The following is a 15923-nucleotide window of genomic DNA, read 5'->3' on the forward strand; positions in this document are numbered from 1 at the left end:
TTCCTGCGCGCTCAGGTAACGGACAAACTCGTCAGAACCACCGATGTAGTGCTCACCCGCCAGGATCTGGGGCACCGTGTGCACTGGCCTGCCAATCTTGTCGGCAATGTCCGCCTTGGACATGCCTTGCTCGACCATGTCTATATAGGTGAAAGGGATGCCCTTCGCCTCACACAACCGCTTTGCACGAACACAGAAACCGCAGGACGAGCGGCCGTAAATGGTCACATGCTCCATATTTTGCTCCTTAAACAAAAAAACCAGGCGGGGGTCACGCCTTCAACAAATATTGGCGACATGATGTCATGTCACCATAGAAAATAAAATTGATGCTTTGAATGGCCGTCATAGCACTAACCGATACACAGGGTTAGTGCCTGAATCCACACACAAATTCCGAAGGAACCCTCAGGTTTTCAGGCGCCCCAGCTCAGCATCCAGCACCTCTACCTGATCATCCAGCGCCTCACCGCTGCCGCGAACCCGCTGGGCGAGAAGCCGCAGGTCGCTGGCCGCGTCCCCGATTTTCGTCAGATTCCGGTTGATCTCTTCACTGACAGAACTCTGTTCCTCAGCCGCCGTTGCCACCTGAGTCACGTGCTCCACAATGGTCCCGATACGCTCGACCACCGCCGCCAGGGAATGGTCCGCCTCACGGGTACCATCCACTGCCGTGGTTGCACGGTCCACACCGGAACGAATCACCGACACCGCACCGTGCACGTCGCTCTGCAGGCCGTCGATCATCTCACTGATTTCGTCTGTCGATTCGCGGGTACGGGACGCCAGAGTGCGTACCTCATCGGCCACCACCGCGAAGCCACGCCCTTGCTCACCTGCACGGGCGGCCTCTATCGCCGCATTCAGCGCCAACAGGTTGGTCTGCTCGGCAACGCCGCGAATCACTTCCAGAATCCGGTTAATGTCATCACTGCGTGTTGCCACCTGCGTGATGGCGGTACTGGCTTCGCCCATATCCGCCGACAAAGCACTCACACCGTTGACCGCAGCGGTGAGCGTATCCTGAGTAAACCTGACGCCATCCTGAGCCTGCCGGGCGTTCTCGGCCGCTTCTCCGGCAAACCCTGCCACCTCACCGGCGGCCGCCGACATTTCGTTCATGGCAGTGACAACGCTGTCGATGTCCTGATGCTGACGTTCAGTCTGCTCATCCGTCTCCCGCGCGATGTCGCCAACATCCGTTGCCTGCTGGCGCACCTTGCCGTTCACGTGTTTGAGATCGTTGATCATGTCCCTCAAGCGAGCAAGAAACGCATTGAACCCACCTGCCAGTTCAATCAGTTCCGCATGGGTATCAATGGACAGCTCACTGGTAAGGTCCCCGTCAGCACTGGCGAGATTCTTCATGCGGTCACGGATTTCGTTCAGGGGCCGGGTCACCGAGCGAACGAGCACCACCAGGATCAGAATGGCAATAACCGATACCGCAATGCCTACCATGGCCTGACGCGCTGCCGTGGTACCGACTTCATCAGACAACAGTGCCGTAATCTCAGACACGTCAGCCAAAGCGATATCCCGCGGCAACTCAATCAGCAGTGACCATTGCGTTCCCGGCAAATCAATCTCCACCGGATAAGACACGGCAAGGGTCTCGCCATCATCGTAGCTCTGATTGCCCTGGTGCAGATCCACAAATTCACTTGCCAGCTCAGGTAAAGCTTCGTTCAATGGCCGTCCCAGGTGATTATCGTAATGGCTGGATGCGGCAATCAGCCCCTTGTCACTCAATAACGTGACCCGGGATTTGCCATCGTACAGCTCGTTGCTGACGTTCCCGATGGTTTGCTGCAGCGTCGAGAGATTGATATCAACACCCACCACCCCGGCAAACTTGCCATCATCAAGAATGGGAACCACAAGGCTGGTCATCAACTCGGAATAGCCTTCTGCGATCTCGTATTCGTAGGGCTCCATGATGCATGGCTGTTTGCTGTCCCGTGAGCACAGATACCATTCGGCTTCTCGAATACCGAACTCATTGCGGCTATCCAGGTATTTGACGGCCGGGTCCTCGGTACGACTGAAAACCACCTCTCCTTCCGGTGAACGGTAAAAATAGATTTCCAGGGTCCCCTCATCGCTACTGTGCTCCTCCACTCCACCGGTGAAGTAGCGATCCTGCCCGTCGTAGGCGTCCGGCTCAAACTGTGCATACACCGAGCTGAGGCTCTTTTGCTCCTCCAGCACTCTGCCAATGGTCTCCTGCAACGCAATTCGGCTGATCCTGCCGGAGCTGTCAGCCTGGGTGTTGCGAATAATCACGTTGCGAACCACTTCCGGAGTGCGATAGGCCGTCGCGAACTGACCGCTGACCAGTTCGCCATACTTGCCGGCGGTTGCACTGAGCCGTTCCATCACAATACCCTGCACAGTATCCCGGGTTGTCGTGGTGATCCGCTCTTCCATATCACCCAGCGACAACTGGGCAGTCACCACGATACTGCCGCCCATCACCAGCAGCAGCGTAATGACCAGGGCATAGAGTTTAAAACGTAGCGAAAGCTCTTTCATTGCGATGGAACCTGTTCGATTTCGGTGTTTATAGCGAGGTAACAACTTGGCATACCTGACCCTGTTCCTGACAGCCTTTGCCGCAGCCACCCTGCTTCCGGCGTATTCCGAAGTCATGCTGGGCGCGATGGTCACCCAGGACTATTCCCTGTGGTGGCTCTGGTTCTGGGCAACAGCGGGAAACACACTGGGCTCTGTTGTTAATGGGGTTATCGGCCGGCAGGTGGATCGCTTTAAGGAAAAACGCTGGTTTCCGGTGACCGAGGAGCAACTGGAGAAAGCACGAAACAGGTTTAACCGATACGGTCAGTGGTCGTTGTTATTAGGCTGGATGCCCCTGGGGGGCGACGCGCTCACACTCATCGGAGGCGTGATGCGCGTGCCCTGGCTGAACTTTGTAGTTCTGGTTGCCATTGGCAAGGGCGTACGTTACGGCTTTGTACTCTGGTTGGTCCTCAATACCGCCGGGGTGCCCTCGGAATCGGTGCCATCACCGTAAAGGTAGGCACGAAGCAGATCTTCACCATTAAACTCAGCGTTGAGTACCGCGATAAAGGTGTATACCCCAATCAGTTTCCGGTTGAGGAACACAAACTCTTTTGGGGGCACCCTGAAATAACGGCTGATAGCCGACCTTGCCGCCTGGCGGGCCACCCTTGAGGGCAAATCGCTCTGTTTCCAGCGGTACTCGCCCTTGGCATTGACGGCGTAATCCGGCCACTGGCTCCGGTCCCGGACAAGCGGTTCCAGCACTGACATGCAAACTGCCCCAAACTTGTCGAGCACCTCATCCGGCCAGTCACGGCTCATGAAGCGCAACTCCATGCCACCCTCGATGACCGCTGGCAAATCCCCTTCATAGGACGCACGAATCATCTGAATAACCGGATCGAGGAAAGCGGGCGAGTAGGCCTGTACGGCGCCAAAATCGAGCAACACGATCTGATCATAGTCCCGGTCGGAGCCCTGCTCTCCGGCAATGCGGATACGGTAGTTGCCAAAGTTCGGATCGGTCTGGATTTCGCCCCAGACGAACAGCTCCCGGAAGAACAATTCCAGGGCCGCCAGTCCCAGTTCCGAACGCCGTTCCAGGGGCAGTTCCCGCACAGCCACAGAACTGACCGAATGGCCATGCTCGTAGGTGGAGGCAATCACATGAGCGGTGGAGAACTCCTGCAACACTCTGGGCACCACAAACCTGGGATCGGCCACCAGCATCTTGCGGAACTTTTCGGTAGTACGGGCTTCCAGCCGGTAGTCCACTTCCCGGTGCATCATCTCCCGCACCTCTTCCAACCAGTCGTTAAACTCCGGCCCGAAAGACACCAGACGTGCAATTTTCAGAAGATGGGCCACCGCATTCAGATCACTGTCTACTGCATCCGCTACACCCGGGTACTGAACCTTCAGAACCAGTTCAAGTCCGTCGCTTTTTCGACGTGCCCGATGCACCTGCCCCAGTGACGCAGCTCCGATCGGTTCGGGATCAACATCCAGCTCGGCCAGCCTCTGAGTCCCCAACTCGTCCTTCAACACCCGCTCAATGGCGGTCCATTCGAGAGAGGTGGTCTGGTCTTCAAGGGTATGCAATGCTTCGGTCACTTCCTCCGGCAGGAAGTGCTCCCCATAAAGGGCCATAACCTGACCGATCTTGACCACACTCCCCTTGAGTTTGCCCAACTCATCCACCAGAAACTCAGCCTGGCTGGACAGCATGGCGCGGTGTCGCTGATCCCGCTTTTCCCGGCTACTGAACCAGTTCGTCGCCATATGGGATGCCATCCGCGTGCCTGCAAACAGCCCGGCCCTGGTCAGCGTCAAACGGCGTTCGAAGCTTCCGGTTTTGATACGTGAAACGGAGGTTCCTCGCTTTTTGGACACCATGAATTATCCGTCCGGTTCAGTACATTTAAGCCCTGGGGCTACTTTCGCCATTATACGTACAGGAGTCGCATCAACCCTCACTGAGTCGCCAATCATTTGTCGGCCTCCGGGCCAATGCAACTTCACTCCTTGGCGTATAGCAATGAATCTATTGCAACTCTTTACGTTTCTAAACACTCTAACGCGCGGAACCCGTCTAGTATTGAACTGCAGACTCAGCAATACAGACTCAACAATAACATCAGAACAACAAGACCTTAAAATGACCCAAGTCGCCGAATACAAGGCAGATACCGATCTGTCCCAATACCGGGTGAAGGGAGAAATTCCTGTCCCCACCCTGATCGGATGGTTGACGCTCGCTGCCGTTCCTTTGATTGTTTTTTTTGCGTATCGCTCCTCTCTGCGCGGAGATCCCACCGCCCCGGTTTTTCTGGTGGTTTTCGCGGGCCTGCTGGCCATCAATGGAGTTGCTTACCTGATCAGTCACAACAGTACTCTGCAGCGCAGGGGCTTTATTACGGTTATCACTGCACTGTTTACCTATCTGGCGATACAGGCCGTGGAGGACGGTTCTGCCATCATCTGGCTGTTTGCTTACCCCCCGGTTGTGTTCTATATCAGCCAGTCCCGGGTCGGGGTTATTGCCTGTAGCGGTGGTCTCGTTGGAGTGGCCATGCTTTTCAGCCCGATTGGAGACCAACTGTTTGATACACCGTACACGGCCAGTTTCCGCCTCACCATGCTCGTCGTATTCGCTTTTGAAATATCCACCTGTTATGTCCTGGACCAGAGCCGACGGCGCAGCAAACTGGGGCTTCTGAAACTGGCCCAGGAATTCGAGTATGCCGCCAAACACGACACGCTTACCGGTCTCGCCAATCGCCGTGAAGTGCTAGCGCAGCTTGAAAACGAGTATCAGCGTTACCTGCGCAACTCTCGGACGTTTTCGGTCCTGCTGATGGACATCGACCTGTTCAAGAGCGTCAACGATAAGCATGGCCATCACATTGGCGATGAGATGATCAAGCTGGTCGCTTCGACCCTGAGGGAGCAATGCCGAAAAGTCGATACCCTGGCACGCTGGGGCGGAGAGGAGTATCTGGTATTACTGCCGGAAACCAATACCGAAGAAGCGGTCAAGACGGCCAACCGGATACGCGAGGCGGTCAGCCGCAAATCCGTGAATGCAGACGGCCAGGATGTCGCAGCAACCATCAGTGTCGGTGCGGCGACCATCCGCAACGCCGAGTCCGTGGACCGGCTGCTGCAAAGGGCCGATGAAGGCCTCTATCGGGCCAAAACCCTGGGGCGCAATACCGTCTGCGATTTCGAAGGCACGTTCACTGACTAGACTGGCGGTGCCGCGCTACCAACCAGAACGATACTCAACCTGGTCATGGCCAAGCCCGATGACCAGCTCTTCGGCCAGCCCGGTGGAAAAGTCCGCTACGGTGGCGCCGGGAACAAAATCACTGACCTGGCACATAGCCATACCCGCATAGCCACAGGGATTGATGCGGCGAAACGGCTCCATATCCATGTTCACGTTCAGTGCCAGACCATGAAATGAACAGCCACGGCGGACGCGCAACCCCAGTGAGGCTATTTTGGCTTCCCCTACATAAACCCCGGGAGCATCCGGCCTCGGGGCTGCCGAAATGCCAGAGTGCGCCAACACCCTCACAATGGCCTGCTCAATCTGATCCACCAATGTGCGCACACCCAGCTTGGCCCGCGGCAGATTGATCAACAGATAAATCACCACCTGGCCAGGACCGTGGTAGGTCACTTGCCCACCCCGGTCCACCAGGATCACAGGAATATCCCCCGGCGCCAGGATATGTTCAGCCTTGCCCGCCTGCCCCTGGGTATAGACCCGTGGGTGTTCCAGACACCACAGCTCATCCGCGACGGTGTCATCACGATCCGCAGTGAAAGCTTTCATCGCCTCCCAGGTTTCCAGGTACGGCTGCTCTCCCAATGAACGTACAATCAGCGGCGGCATAGGCTCAAAGCACCATATGCACCCGGCCACTGGCCTTCAGCTCTTCAAACAATGCCTTGAGCTGGGGCTCGCCTGTCGCAACGATCTTTAACTGCACCGAGGAAAAACGACCACCGCTGCTCTCATTGACAGAAATATCGGCCTCGGTGATACCCGGCGCATGCTGCTCCACGACCTCGACCACGAATTCGGTAAAGTCCGGCGCCGCGTTACCAATCACTTTGATGACATAGTCACAGGGAAATTCAATTTTAGGTGCTTTCGGCTCACTCATGCCGGCTTACTCCCGAAGACGTCATTGGTCTTCTCTAGAATAACTGAACAAAAAAGAGCTTGATGGCATCCCACAGGCGCTTGAACAGACCGCCCTCGGGCACATCGCTGAGCGCCAGGACCGGCTGGTCCACGATCACGTCATCGCCCAGTTTGACCTGCACACGGCCAAGCTCATCCCCCACCTTGATGGGTGCTTTAATGACAGAATCAAGGTCCACGGTTGATTCCAGTGAGTCGCGGGAACCGCGGGGAATGGTGACATTGACCTCTTCTGTGACCCCAACAGACAGCTCATCATCACGACCGCCCCAGATCCGGGCCTTGATCAGTTCCTGACCAGCGCCAAACAATTTCTCGCTTTCATAGTACCGGAAACCATAGTTCAGCATCTTCTGGACTTCCTGGGCCCGGGCTCCGGTACTGTCCGTCCCCATAACCACAGCAATCAGCCGGGTGCCATTGCGCTTGGCTGAAGCCACCAGGCAGTATCCGGCCTCTTCAGTGTGGCCGGTTTTAAGGCCATCGACGCTGTCATCACGCCAAAGCAGGCTATTGCGATTAGGTTGGCGGATATTGTTGTAAGTGAAGTGTTTCTCAGCATACAACGGGTAGTTCTCGGGGTAATCGTTGATGATCGCCATCGCCAGTCGCGCCAGGTCGTGAGCGGTGGAGAAATGGTCTGGCGACGGCAGGCCGGTAGCATTCTCGAAGTGGGTATCGTTCATGCCGAGCAGCTGAGCCTGCTGATTCATGATATCGACGAAAGCCCCTTCACTGCCGGCAACGAACTCCGCCAGCGCAACCGATGCATCATTTCCCGACTGGATAATGACGCCTTTGAGCAGATCTTCAACGGAGACTTCCGTTCCTTCCTGAACAAAGGTACGAGAGCCTTCGGTGCGCCAGGCATTGACACTGATCGGCACCATGTCTGACATGGAAAGACGACCCTCATCCAGCTCTCGCTCAACAATATACGCCGTCATCATCTTTGTCAGGCTAGCCGGTGGCAGCCGTTCATTGCTGTTCTCATCCATGAGCACCCGGCCACTGAGGGGGTCCATCAGGATATAGGAACTCGCCGCCACTTGCGGAGGCGAAGGAATCAGTACCGTCTGGGCATTGGCCGATCCCAGGGGGATCAAAACCAGAAGCAGTAGAACTGTTAAAGCGCGGAAAACAGGATTAGTCGCCATGGGTCCATTCATTCGTCGTTATGTGTGTTGATTCTTTTTTAATGGGAATCGGTCAGCAGTATAGTCTGGCCAAATCCCCGGCTTTCAAGCCTCGCCTGGGCTTTTCGAGCTTCATCCGGATTGCTGAAGGGGCCAACCTGCACCCGATGGAAACGTCCGGATGCCGTGTCCACCGCCCTTACCCGCATTGGGTTCTCAATCACGTCCCTGGCCTTGTCCAACAACACTTCCGCCGGATTGCGGCTACTGAACGAGCCCAATTGCACAAACAGCGATGTGGCCCCGCCTTTTTCCTCAGCCAGATCCGCCACCTTTTCAACTGGTACCGGTTCCCCATCGCCAGAAAACGGCTGACCAGCCAGGGTCATGGTGCCATCTTGCTTCACCGTTATGGCAGCAACTTCTACCCGGGCGGTCCCCTTACCCTGATATCCCAGCTTCTTGGCCGCTGCGTAGGACAGGTCAATCAGCCGGTCACCGTGAAAGGGCCCCCGATCATTCACCCGGACAATCACTGAACGGCCGTTGTCGAGGTTGGTCACCCGGGCATAACCCGGAATTCTCAGGCTCTTGTGGGCCGCCGACATTTCATACATATCAAAAACCTCGCCATTGGAGGTTTTATGACCATGGAATTTTTCGCCGTACCAGCTTGCGGTGCCCCGCTCAACATAGCCATCATTGCTGGCCATCACCGAGTATTGCTTGCCCCAGACAGTATAAGGGGACTTGTTTCCGGCAGACCGGGGCGCTTCATATCGCGGCTGTGCATTCCCTAGCCCCGACACATCAAAATCACCGTCGGGAGCGCGATCCTGTGAAATCGTATACCGGGAAGAATGATCCTTCTCAGGTGTCGGCGAAGAGGCACAGCCGGATATAACGAAAGCTGTAACGATTATTACCAACAACGAGAATGGAGATTGGGTCACCACCGGTCAGGATTCCTGTGTTTGTTCAACTCATCAGCCAGCTGAAAAACCGCCATGGCGTATAGATGGCTATGATTGTAACGGGTTATCACGTAAAAGTTATGGTAAGTCAGCCATAATTCCGGACCGTCACTGCCTTGCAGCATGATTGCCCGGGCCAGCGCATCGTCCCCTCGCGCCAACATCGGCCCCAACCCGGCCGCGCGATAATCAGCGACTGTCAGCTTCGGCTTGAGCTCCCGCGTCAACAGGGGGCTATCCATCGGCAGGTGATCTTCCAGGCGCTCAGCCACCGGCTCGCCCTCACGCCAGTGATGGGCACTGAAATAGTTGGCGACACTGCCAATGGCGTCCACGGGATTACTCAGAATATCAGCGACACCGTCATCGTCGAAGTCGATTGCAAAGTTCCGGTAACTGCTGGCGATAAACTGGCCGTAGCCCATAGCCCCGGCATAGGACCCTTTGATATGCAGTGGATCAAAGCCCTGCTCACGGGTCATCAGCAGATACTGGACCAGCTCACTGCGAAAGAAACGGCTGCGGGGTGGGTAGTCAAAGGCCAGGGTTGCCAAGGCATCCATCACACGATAATTGCCGGTGTAGTTACCGTACCAGGTTTCCACGCCTATGATTGCGGCAATAACGGTGGCAGGAACACCAAATTCTGACTCCGCTCGGGCAAATGCCTCATCGTATTCTTTGAGAAACGCCACGCCGCGCTCAACCCGTTCAGGCTTGATAAAGATCTTTCGATACTCGTGCCAGGTCAGGGTTTTCTCGGCTGGGCGGCTGATGGACTCCAGTATCCTGTCGATGCGAGTCGCCTGCGACAGCAAGACTTCCACCTTGCCCTGATCATATCCGTACTTGGTAACCATTTCCTTGATCAGCGCCTGACCTTCCGGAGTGGCATCGTAACCCTGAGCCTGGGTGACAGAGGCAAGTACCACGAATAGGAAAGGTGCAATGCGAGTAAAACCTGAAAAACAGACAGCTGTCATTACTTACCTGTTAATTGATGACCGGGTGGTAATGAGATTCCGCAACGCCGGACTTTGATTCTTCGCCGGCTCACTCAAAACCGGTGCTACATTATCATGGAGCATAAGCGGTCAACCATTACCCGCTGTCCATGGTCAGGCGCTGATCATCCGCCGATGGGTATGAATGGACATCAGCACGCCAAAGGCTGCCATCAAGGTGACACTCGATGTGCCCCCGTAGCTGATAAGCGGCAGCGGTACCCCAACCACCGGCAATAGTCCGCTGACCATCCCCACGTTCACGAAGATATAGATAAAGAACGTCATCGTCAGCGCTCCGGCAAGCAACCGACTGAAGGAATCCTGAGCAGTGGCGGCAATATAGAGACACCGAAGAATGATGAGCAGGTAGACCGCCATCAGAACCAGCATGCCAATGAAACCGAACTCCTCAGCCAGGACCGCCACAATAAAATCCGTGTGGCTTTCCGGCAGGAATTCAAGATGGGACTGAGTGCCCTGGAGCCAACCTTTGCCCTCCAGGCCACCCGAGCCAATAGCGGTTTTCGACTGGATAATGTTCCAGCCAGCGCCAAGGGGATCGCTTTGCGGGTCCAGTAGCGTCAGCACCCGTTGCTTCTGGTAATCCCGCATGACAAAGAACCACATCAGTGGCGCTGACACCGAGACCAGGGCGGCAAATGCGGCAATCAGGCGCCAACTCATACCTGCAAAGAAAACAACGAAAATACCTGCTGCGCCTACCAGAAGGGAGGTCCCCAAATCAGGCTGAAGGATAATCATCGCCATCGGAGCGAGCACAATCACCAACGCAACAGCGATACGGGACAATGTCGGAGGCAGAAAATGACGGGACAGATACCAGGCTGTCATCATCGGCATCACCAGCTTCATCAGCTCCGACGGCTGGAACCGCGGCAGTCCCGGGATGGCGAGCCAGCGCTGAGCGCCCTTGGCACCAACCCCGACCAGCAACACTGCGGCCAGGCCCGCCACTCCGGCCAGATAGAGCCAGGGGGCCCAACGCCGGAAAACGGCGGGATCCAGCTGGGCAAACACCAGCATGACCACCAAAGCCACCCCCATGCGTATTCCCTGCGCCTTGACCACTTCGATGTTACGGTCCGCACCACTAAAAAGAACCACCAGGCCACCGCCAATTAACAGCAGAAGCAAAGCCAGCAGGATCGGATCAATATGGAATACAGACCACAGGCTACGAGGCCTGGAAAGAGGATGGTCGGATGTGCTCAGGCTTTTACTCAGCATCAATCGCCCCCCCGGACCCGGTCCCGCTCACCAGTGCTTTCTCCTCGCCCGGAAAGTCCTGCAACCACGCGTCAAACATCGCCCTTGCCACCGGTGCTGCAGTGCTGCTGCCACCGCCACCGTTCTCGACAATGATGGCAACAGCAATCTGTGGATCATCAACCGGAGCGAAGCCCACGAACAGAGCGTGGTCCCGCAACCGCTCACGGACGTCTTCTTCTTCGTACTCTTCATCTTCCGCGAGACTGAACACTTGCGCCGTACCAGTTTTTCCAGCCATACGGTAGGACGCCCCACGGGCCGCTCCTCGAGCCGTACCTTTGGTTCCATGCATGACTTCGGCCATGGCATCGACCACAAATTCCCAGTCGTCCGGATTCTTCAGCTCCAGGGGAGAATGACCTCCCGGGGGAAGGAATTCTTCAGTGGAACGATCCCCCTTGATACTTTTGAGCAGTCTCGGCTCGACCCAGTGACCACGGTTGGCAATCAGAGACGTTGCCGTCGCCAGTTGCAACGGGGTCGCCAGCATAAAGCCCTGCCCGATCCCCAGATTGACGGAATCTCCCGGATACCAGGGTTCGCTTCGTACCGCCCTCTTCCAGTCACGGGAAGGCAACAAGCCGCTCAATGCACCGGAGACATCCAGCGCAGCGTCTTCGCCAAAACCGAACTTGGACAGGTAGTCGTACATGGTGTCTACACCCATTTCCACCGCAATTTCATAGAAATAGATGTCACAGGACTGGGCCACGGCATCGGTAAGGTCCACCCAGCCGTGACCGCCACGTTTCCAGTCGCGGTAACGTCGTCCACCGGTGTTCAACTGGAAATACCCGGGATCCCAGATGGTTTTGTCTCTCGTCGTCGCCCCGCTGTCCAGCGCAGCCACAGCCAGCATCGGCTTCATGGTAGACCCCGGGGGATATTGTCCACGGAGCGCCCGGTTGAACAGGGGCTTGTCTATATCGGTACTCAGGGCCCGATAGTCGGCAACGCTGATGCCCGTTACAAACTGATTGGCATCAAAACCGGGCACACTGGCGAGTGCCAGCAAGCCCCCGGTATCCGGTTCAATCGCGACAATAGCGCCACGCCGGCCGTCAAGCAGTTCATGGGCCAGGCGCTGCAACCTCAGATCAAGGTGCAACTGGATGTCTTCCCCGGGAACCGGGTTCTGTCGCTCCAGCACTCTCAGGGTTCTCCCACGGGCGTTTGTTTCCACGTGCTGGTATCCCACCTGGCCGTGCAACAGATCCTCATAGAAACGCTCAATACCGGACTTGCCAATATAGTTCGTACCCGCATAGTTCACCGGATCAATACGCTGCAGCTCTTCCCGGTTGATTCGGCCAACGAATCCCAGGGCATGGGCCGTCAGCTCGCTGTGTGGGTAATAACGAACAAGTTCCGCCGACACCTCGACGCCGGGCAACTCATGGCGATGAACCGCAAGGCTGGCGATTTCTTCTTCATTCAGGTCATAGCGGAGAGGAATTGGCTGGAACGGCCGACGAGGTTCCCGCAGGCGACGCTGGAAGCGCTCCATGTCTTCTTCGGGTATATCAAGAAGGGCCTCAAGTTGCGCCAGCGTCTCCTCCATACCATCGACTCGTTCAGGGACGAGGGTAACACCGAACACTGGCCGGTTTTCCGCCAGCAATTCATCATTGCGGTCGTAGACAAGGCCCCGGGGCGGGGCAACCGACTGAACCTGTACCCGGTTCTTGTCGGAGAGCGTGGTGTATATGTCATGCTCAACGACTTGCAGCTGATACATCCTGGCGACCAAAAGCCCCAACATGACCAACACGACGCATACCATGACCATCGTCCGCCTTTGGAAAAGGCGACGCTCGGCGGCCACGTCTTTGAATTCTCCCCAGGGCATGATGCGTCCTAAGCCCGATGGTACGGATGATTACGGGTAATTGACCAGGCACGATACAGCTGCTCGGCCAACAGTATCCTCACCAGCGGATGAGGGAGTGTCAGGGGGGAAAGCGACCAGAGTTGGTCGGCCCGCTGTCGGCATGTATCCGCAAGACCGTCCGGTCCTCCGACCAGAAAGCTGACATCGCGACCGTCCTGCTGCCAGTTCTCCAGTTGACTGGCAAGCTTCTCCGTCGACCAGGGGCACCCGCCTACTTCCAGGGCGACCACACGATCCCTCGGACCTGTCGCTGACAGAATCGAATCGCTTTCTTTTTGCATCAGCCGGGCAATGTCCGGATTCTTGCCCCGATGAGCCATTGGAATCTCTACCAATTCCAGGGGCAGTTCCGGCGGCATTCGGCGGGCGTAATCAGTATATCCCTGGCTGACCCAGTCGGGCATCTTCTGCCCCACACAGATCAGACGTAATCGCATGGTTATTCGCTACCCGCAACACCCAGATCCGGAGCATCGCGCCACAGGCGCTCAAGATCATAGAATTCGCGGGTTGCCGGCATCATCACGTGAACAACAACATCCCCCAGATCAACGAGGATCCAGTCACTGACATGACTCCCTTCCACGTTACTGGCACGAACCCCCTGCTCTTTGGCTTCCACGATTACGGAGTCCGCCAGCGATTTCAAATGACGGTTGGATGTCCCCGAAGCCAGCACCATGTAATCAGTCACGCTGGTACGGTCCCTGACATCGATCACACTCACGTCCTGTGCCTTTACGTCCTCAAGTGCACTTATCACCAGATCTTTCAGTTGCTCTGCCTGCATAATCACCCTGCTGGACGGATGGCGGCGAAGGCGGCCATCCAAAAATGTTGTTCAGTTGCGATTGTAGCACTAAATGTTCCCGTCAGGGCAGGCGCCATAGAGCCCCAAACTACGAATTTCCCGCCAAACCGGATCCGGCATGAGATAGCGGGGCGATCTTCCGGACAGGATACGGTCACGAATTCCCGTGGCGGAAATGTCCAGAAGTGGCGGATCCAGCTCAAGAAAGTATCCCCCAGGAGCGCTGTGGAGCTGATCCGCATCTGAGATCCCATGGTCCTGAAGCAACTTTGCCGGCACGCCTTGCGGATCCAGCCCCGGTCCGGGGCGCCTCACAACCACCACATGGGCCAGTTGTGGAATCCGCTCCCACTCACGCCAACGGTCAAAACCCGCGAAGGCGTCCGTTCCCACCACCATAACCAGGGGTTCCTGCGCCCCCAACTGCTCACGCAACTGTCGCAATGTATCCGCGGTATAGGAGGCTCCCTTTCGGGTCAGCTCCCGAGCATCCACAACCAGTCCTGCCTCGTCAGCAACCGCTAGCTGGAGCAGCTTAAGGCGCTGCGCGGCGCTGGCATCGGTTGACCCCCGATGCGGCGGGATATGACAGGGCACCAGCGCAACTTCCGACACACCCAGACGCTCTTTCAGCTCGATGGCGAGCCTGAGATGCCCATGGTGTACCGGATCAAACGTACCGCCGTAGATAACATGCATAGGCAATCAGTTCCGAACGTGGCCGTCGCCGAACACCACATACTTCTGCGACGTCAGTCCCTCCAGCCCCACTGGTCCACGTGCATGAATCTTGTCGGTGGAAATACCAATCTCGGCGCCCAGACCATATTCAAAGCCGTCGGCAAAGCGGGTCGAGGCGTTGACCATGACCGAACTTGAATCCACCTCGGTGATGAAACGACGCGCCCGGGTGTAGTTTTCCGTGATGATGCTGTCGGTATGCTGCGAACTGTACCGATTGATGTGGGCAATGGCGCTGTCCAGACCGTCTACCACCCTGATCGCGAGGATCGGGGCAAGGTACTCTTCCTCCCAGTCGGCTTCAGTCGCCGCTTTTACGGAGGGCAGAACGGCTCTGGTGCGCTCGCAACCACGAAGCTCCACACTCTTCTCGACAAAGGCATCCGCCAACAACGGCAGAATATCGTCGGCGATCTCGGCATCCACCAGTAAGGTTTCCATGGTGTTGCAGGTACCATAGCGATGGGTTTTTGCATTCACCGCCACCTTCAGAGCCTTTTCAGGATCTGCGTGGCTGTCAATGTAGACATGGCAGACACCGTCCAGGTGTTTGATCACCGGGACCCGGGCATCACGACTGATCCGCTCGATCAGCCCCTTGCCGCCCCGGGGCACAATGACATCCACATAGGCAGGCATGGTGATCAGTTCACCCACCGCCGCCCGGTCGGTGGTTTTGATGACCTGAACAGATGTTTCAGGCAAACCGGCTGCAGCCAGCCCCTTGGCCAGACAAAGTGCAATGGCCTGGTTGGAATGGATTGATTCGGAACCACCACGGAGAATAGTGGCGTTTCCCGATTTCAGACACAGGCTCGCAGCTTCCACAGTCACGTTGGGCCGGGATTCGTAGATTATACCGATCACCCCCAACGGCACCCGCATTTTACCAACCTGGATACCCGAAGGGCGGTAGGTCATATCGGTAATTGCGCCAATCGGGTCCGGTAACGAAGCAACCTGCCGGAGCCCCTCAATCATGGTGTCGATCCGATGCGGGGTCAGCTCCAGGCGATCCAGCATCGCTGCGTCCAGCCCACTATCACGCCCTTGGGCCAGGTCCCGTGCATTGGCTTCAACCAGTTCGCTACGGGAAGCATCCAGAGCCTCTGCAGTTGCCAACAGGGCCTGATTCCGTACTGCCGTGGTCGAACGTGCCACCGCCGTGGCTGCGGAACGCGCCTGCTGTCCCACTTCAGCCATGTAAGCTGCAATATCCATTCGATTACCTTTGGTTTTAATAGCTGATTTCAAAAAATAAGACGGTAACTTTACCTTTCCCGATTCAAGTACGCATCCCAAACGATTATTATACCGCTGCCGAACGCCCT

At 56.6% G+C, this 15923-nt stretch carries 16 protein-coding genes; 2 read left to right on the forward strand and 14 right to left on the reverse strand.

Annotation, left to right across the window (positions count from 1 at the left end):
• Both MARLIPOL_RS14245 and MARLIPOL_RS14250 read right to left on the reverse strand, forming a co-directional pair.
• The coding region (locus MARLIPOL_RS14245) for a GrxA family glutaredoxin (RefSeq protein ID WP_012138929.1) at window positions 1–237 on the reverse strand (237 nt) is incomplete at its 3' end.
• Between the two features lie 171 nt (window positions 238–408).
• Window positions 409–2535, reverse strand: a complete 2127-nt coding sequence (locus MARLIPOL_RS14250) for a methyl-accepting chemotaxis protein (protein WP_012138930.1) — start codon at window positions 2533–2535, stop codon at window positions 409–411.
• Between the two features lie 46 nt (window positions 2536–2581).
• Here MARLIPOL_RS14250 and MARLIPOL_RS14255 point away from each other — a divergent pair, with 46 nt between their 5' ends.
• Window positions 2582–3034 carry a YqaA family protein gene (locus MARLIPOL_RS14255; RefSeq protein ID WP_012138931.1) on the forward strand — a complete coding sequence of 151 codons (453 nt, stop codon included), beginning with the start codon at window positions 2582–2584 and terminating at the stop codon, window positions 3032–3034.
• On the opposite strand, the gene MARLIPOL_RS14260 is transcribed toward MARLIPOL_RS14255, so the two are convergent.
• On the reverse strand, window positions 2965–4419 hold the full coding sequence (locus tag MARLIPOL_RS14260) for an ABC1 kinase family protein (RefSeq protein ID WP_012138932.1): 1455 nt from the start codon (window positions 4417–4419) through the stop codon (window positions 2965–2967). The genes MARLIPOL_RS14255 and MARLIPOL_RS14260 overlap by 70 nt on opposite strands.
• 262 nt (window positions 4420–4681) lie before the next feature.
• Between MARLIPOL_RS14260 and MARLIPOL_RS14265 the strand changes: the two genes are divergently transcribed.
• Entirely contained in the window at window positions 4682–5773 is a 1092-nt protein-coding gene (locus MARLIPOL_RS14265; RefSeq protein WP_012138933.1) for a GGDEF domain-containing protein, read from the forward strand.
• A 15-nt stretch (window positions 5774–5788) separates the two neighbouring features.
• On the opposite strand, the gene lipB is transcribed toward MARLIPOL_RS14265, so the two are convergent.
• From lipB to MARLIPOL_RS14320, 11 genes are all read right to left on the reverse strand, one after another.
• Window positions 5789–6427, reverse strand: coding sequence for a lipoyl(octanoyl) transferase LipB (lipB, locus tag MARLIPOL_RS14270; RefSeq protein ID WP_012138934.1), 639 nt, complete (start codon window positions 6425–6427; stop codon window positions 5789–5791).
• Window positions 6428–6431: 4 nt separating this feature from the next.
• Window positions 6432–6701: an HP0495 family protein gene (locus MARLIPOL_RS14275; RefSeq protein ID WP_012138935.1), complete on the reverse strand. Its 270-nt coding sequence runs from the start codon at window positions 6699–6701 to the stop codon at window positions 6432–6434.
• Window positions 6702–6735: 34 nt separating this feature from the next.
• Window positions 6736–7899 carry a D-alanyl-D-alanine carboxypeptidase family protein gene (locus tag MARLIPOL_RS14280; RefSeq protein WP_012138936.1) on the reverse strand — a complete coding sequence of 388 codons (1164 nt, stop codon included), beginning with the start codon at window positions 7897–7899 and terminating at the stop codon, window positions 6736–6738.
• Between the two features lie 38 nt (window positions 7900–7937).
• Window positions 7938–8831: a septal ring lytic transglycosylase RlpA family protein gene (locus MARLIPOL_RS14285; protein ID WP_407638093.1), complete on the reverse strand. Its 894-nt coding sequence runs from the start codon at window positions 8829–8831 to the stop codon at window positions 7938–7940.
• Window positions 8828–9835 (reverse strand): lytic murein transglycosylase B, encoded by a 1008-nt coding sequence (gene mltB / locus MARLIPOL_RS14290; protein WP_012138938.1) that lies wholly within the window; start codon window positions 9833–9835, stop codon window positions 8828–8830. Before mltB ends, MARLIPOL_RS14285 begins: the two co-directional genes overlap by 4 nt.
• Window positions 9836–9970: 135 nt before the next feature.
• Window positions 9971–11107 carry a rod shape-determining protein RodA gene (gene rodA / locus MARLIPOL_RS14295; protein ID WP_012138939.1) on the reverse strand — a complete coding sequence of 379 codons (1137 nt, stop codon included), beginning with the start codon at window positions 11105–11107 and terminating at the stop codon, window positions 9971–9973.
• Window positions 11097–12998: a penicillin-binding protein 2 gene (gene mrdA / locus MARLIPOL_RS14300; protein ID WP_036191717.1), complete on the reverse strand. Its 1902-nt coding sequence runs from the start codon at window positions 12996–12998 to the stop codon at window positions 11097–11099. Before mrdA ends, rodA begins: the two co-directional genes overlap by 11 nt.
• A gap of 8 nt (window positions 12999–13006) precedes the next feature.
• Complete coding sequence (gene rlmH / locus MARLIPOL_RS14305; RefSeq protein ID WP_012138941.1) at window positions 13007–13477, reverse strand: 23S rRNA (pseudouridine(1915)-N(3))-methyltransferase RlmH; 471 nt, start codon at window positions 13475–13477, stop codon at window positions 13007–13009.
• Between the two features lie 2 nt (window positions 13478–13479).
• Complete coding sequence (rsfS, locus tag MARLIPOL_RS14310) at window positions 13480–13830, reverse strand: ribosome silencing factor (protein WP_012138942.1); 351 nt, start codon at window positions 13828–13830, stop codon at window positions 13480–13482.
• Between the two features lie 69 nt (window positions 13831–13899).
• A complete protein-coding gene (gene nadD / locus MARLIPOL_RS14315) occupies window positions 13900–14550 on the reverse strand; it encodes a nicotinate-nucleotide adenylyltransferase (protein WP_012138943.1) in 651 nt (216 codons plus the stop codon).
• 6 nt (window positions 14551–14556) lie between these two features.
• On the reverse strand, window positions 14557–15813 hold the full coding sequence (locus tag MARLIPOL_RS14320) for a glutamate-5-semialdehyde dehydrogenase (RefSeq protein WP_012138944.1): 1257 nt from the start codon (window positions 15811–15813) through the stop codon (window positions 14557–14559).
• Window positions 15814–15923 lie beyond the last annotated feature (110 nt).

It is taken from the genome of Marinobacter lipolyticus SM19, assembly GCF_000397065.2.
Lineage (GTDB): Bacteria > Pseudomonadota > Gammaproteobacteria > Pseudomonadales > Oleiphilaceae > Marinobacter > Marinobacter lipolyticus.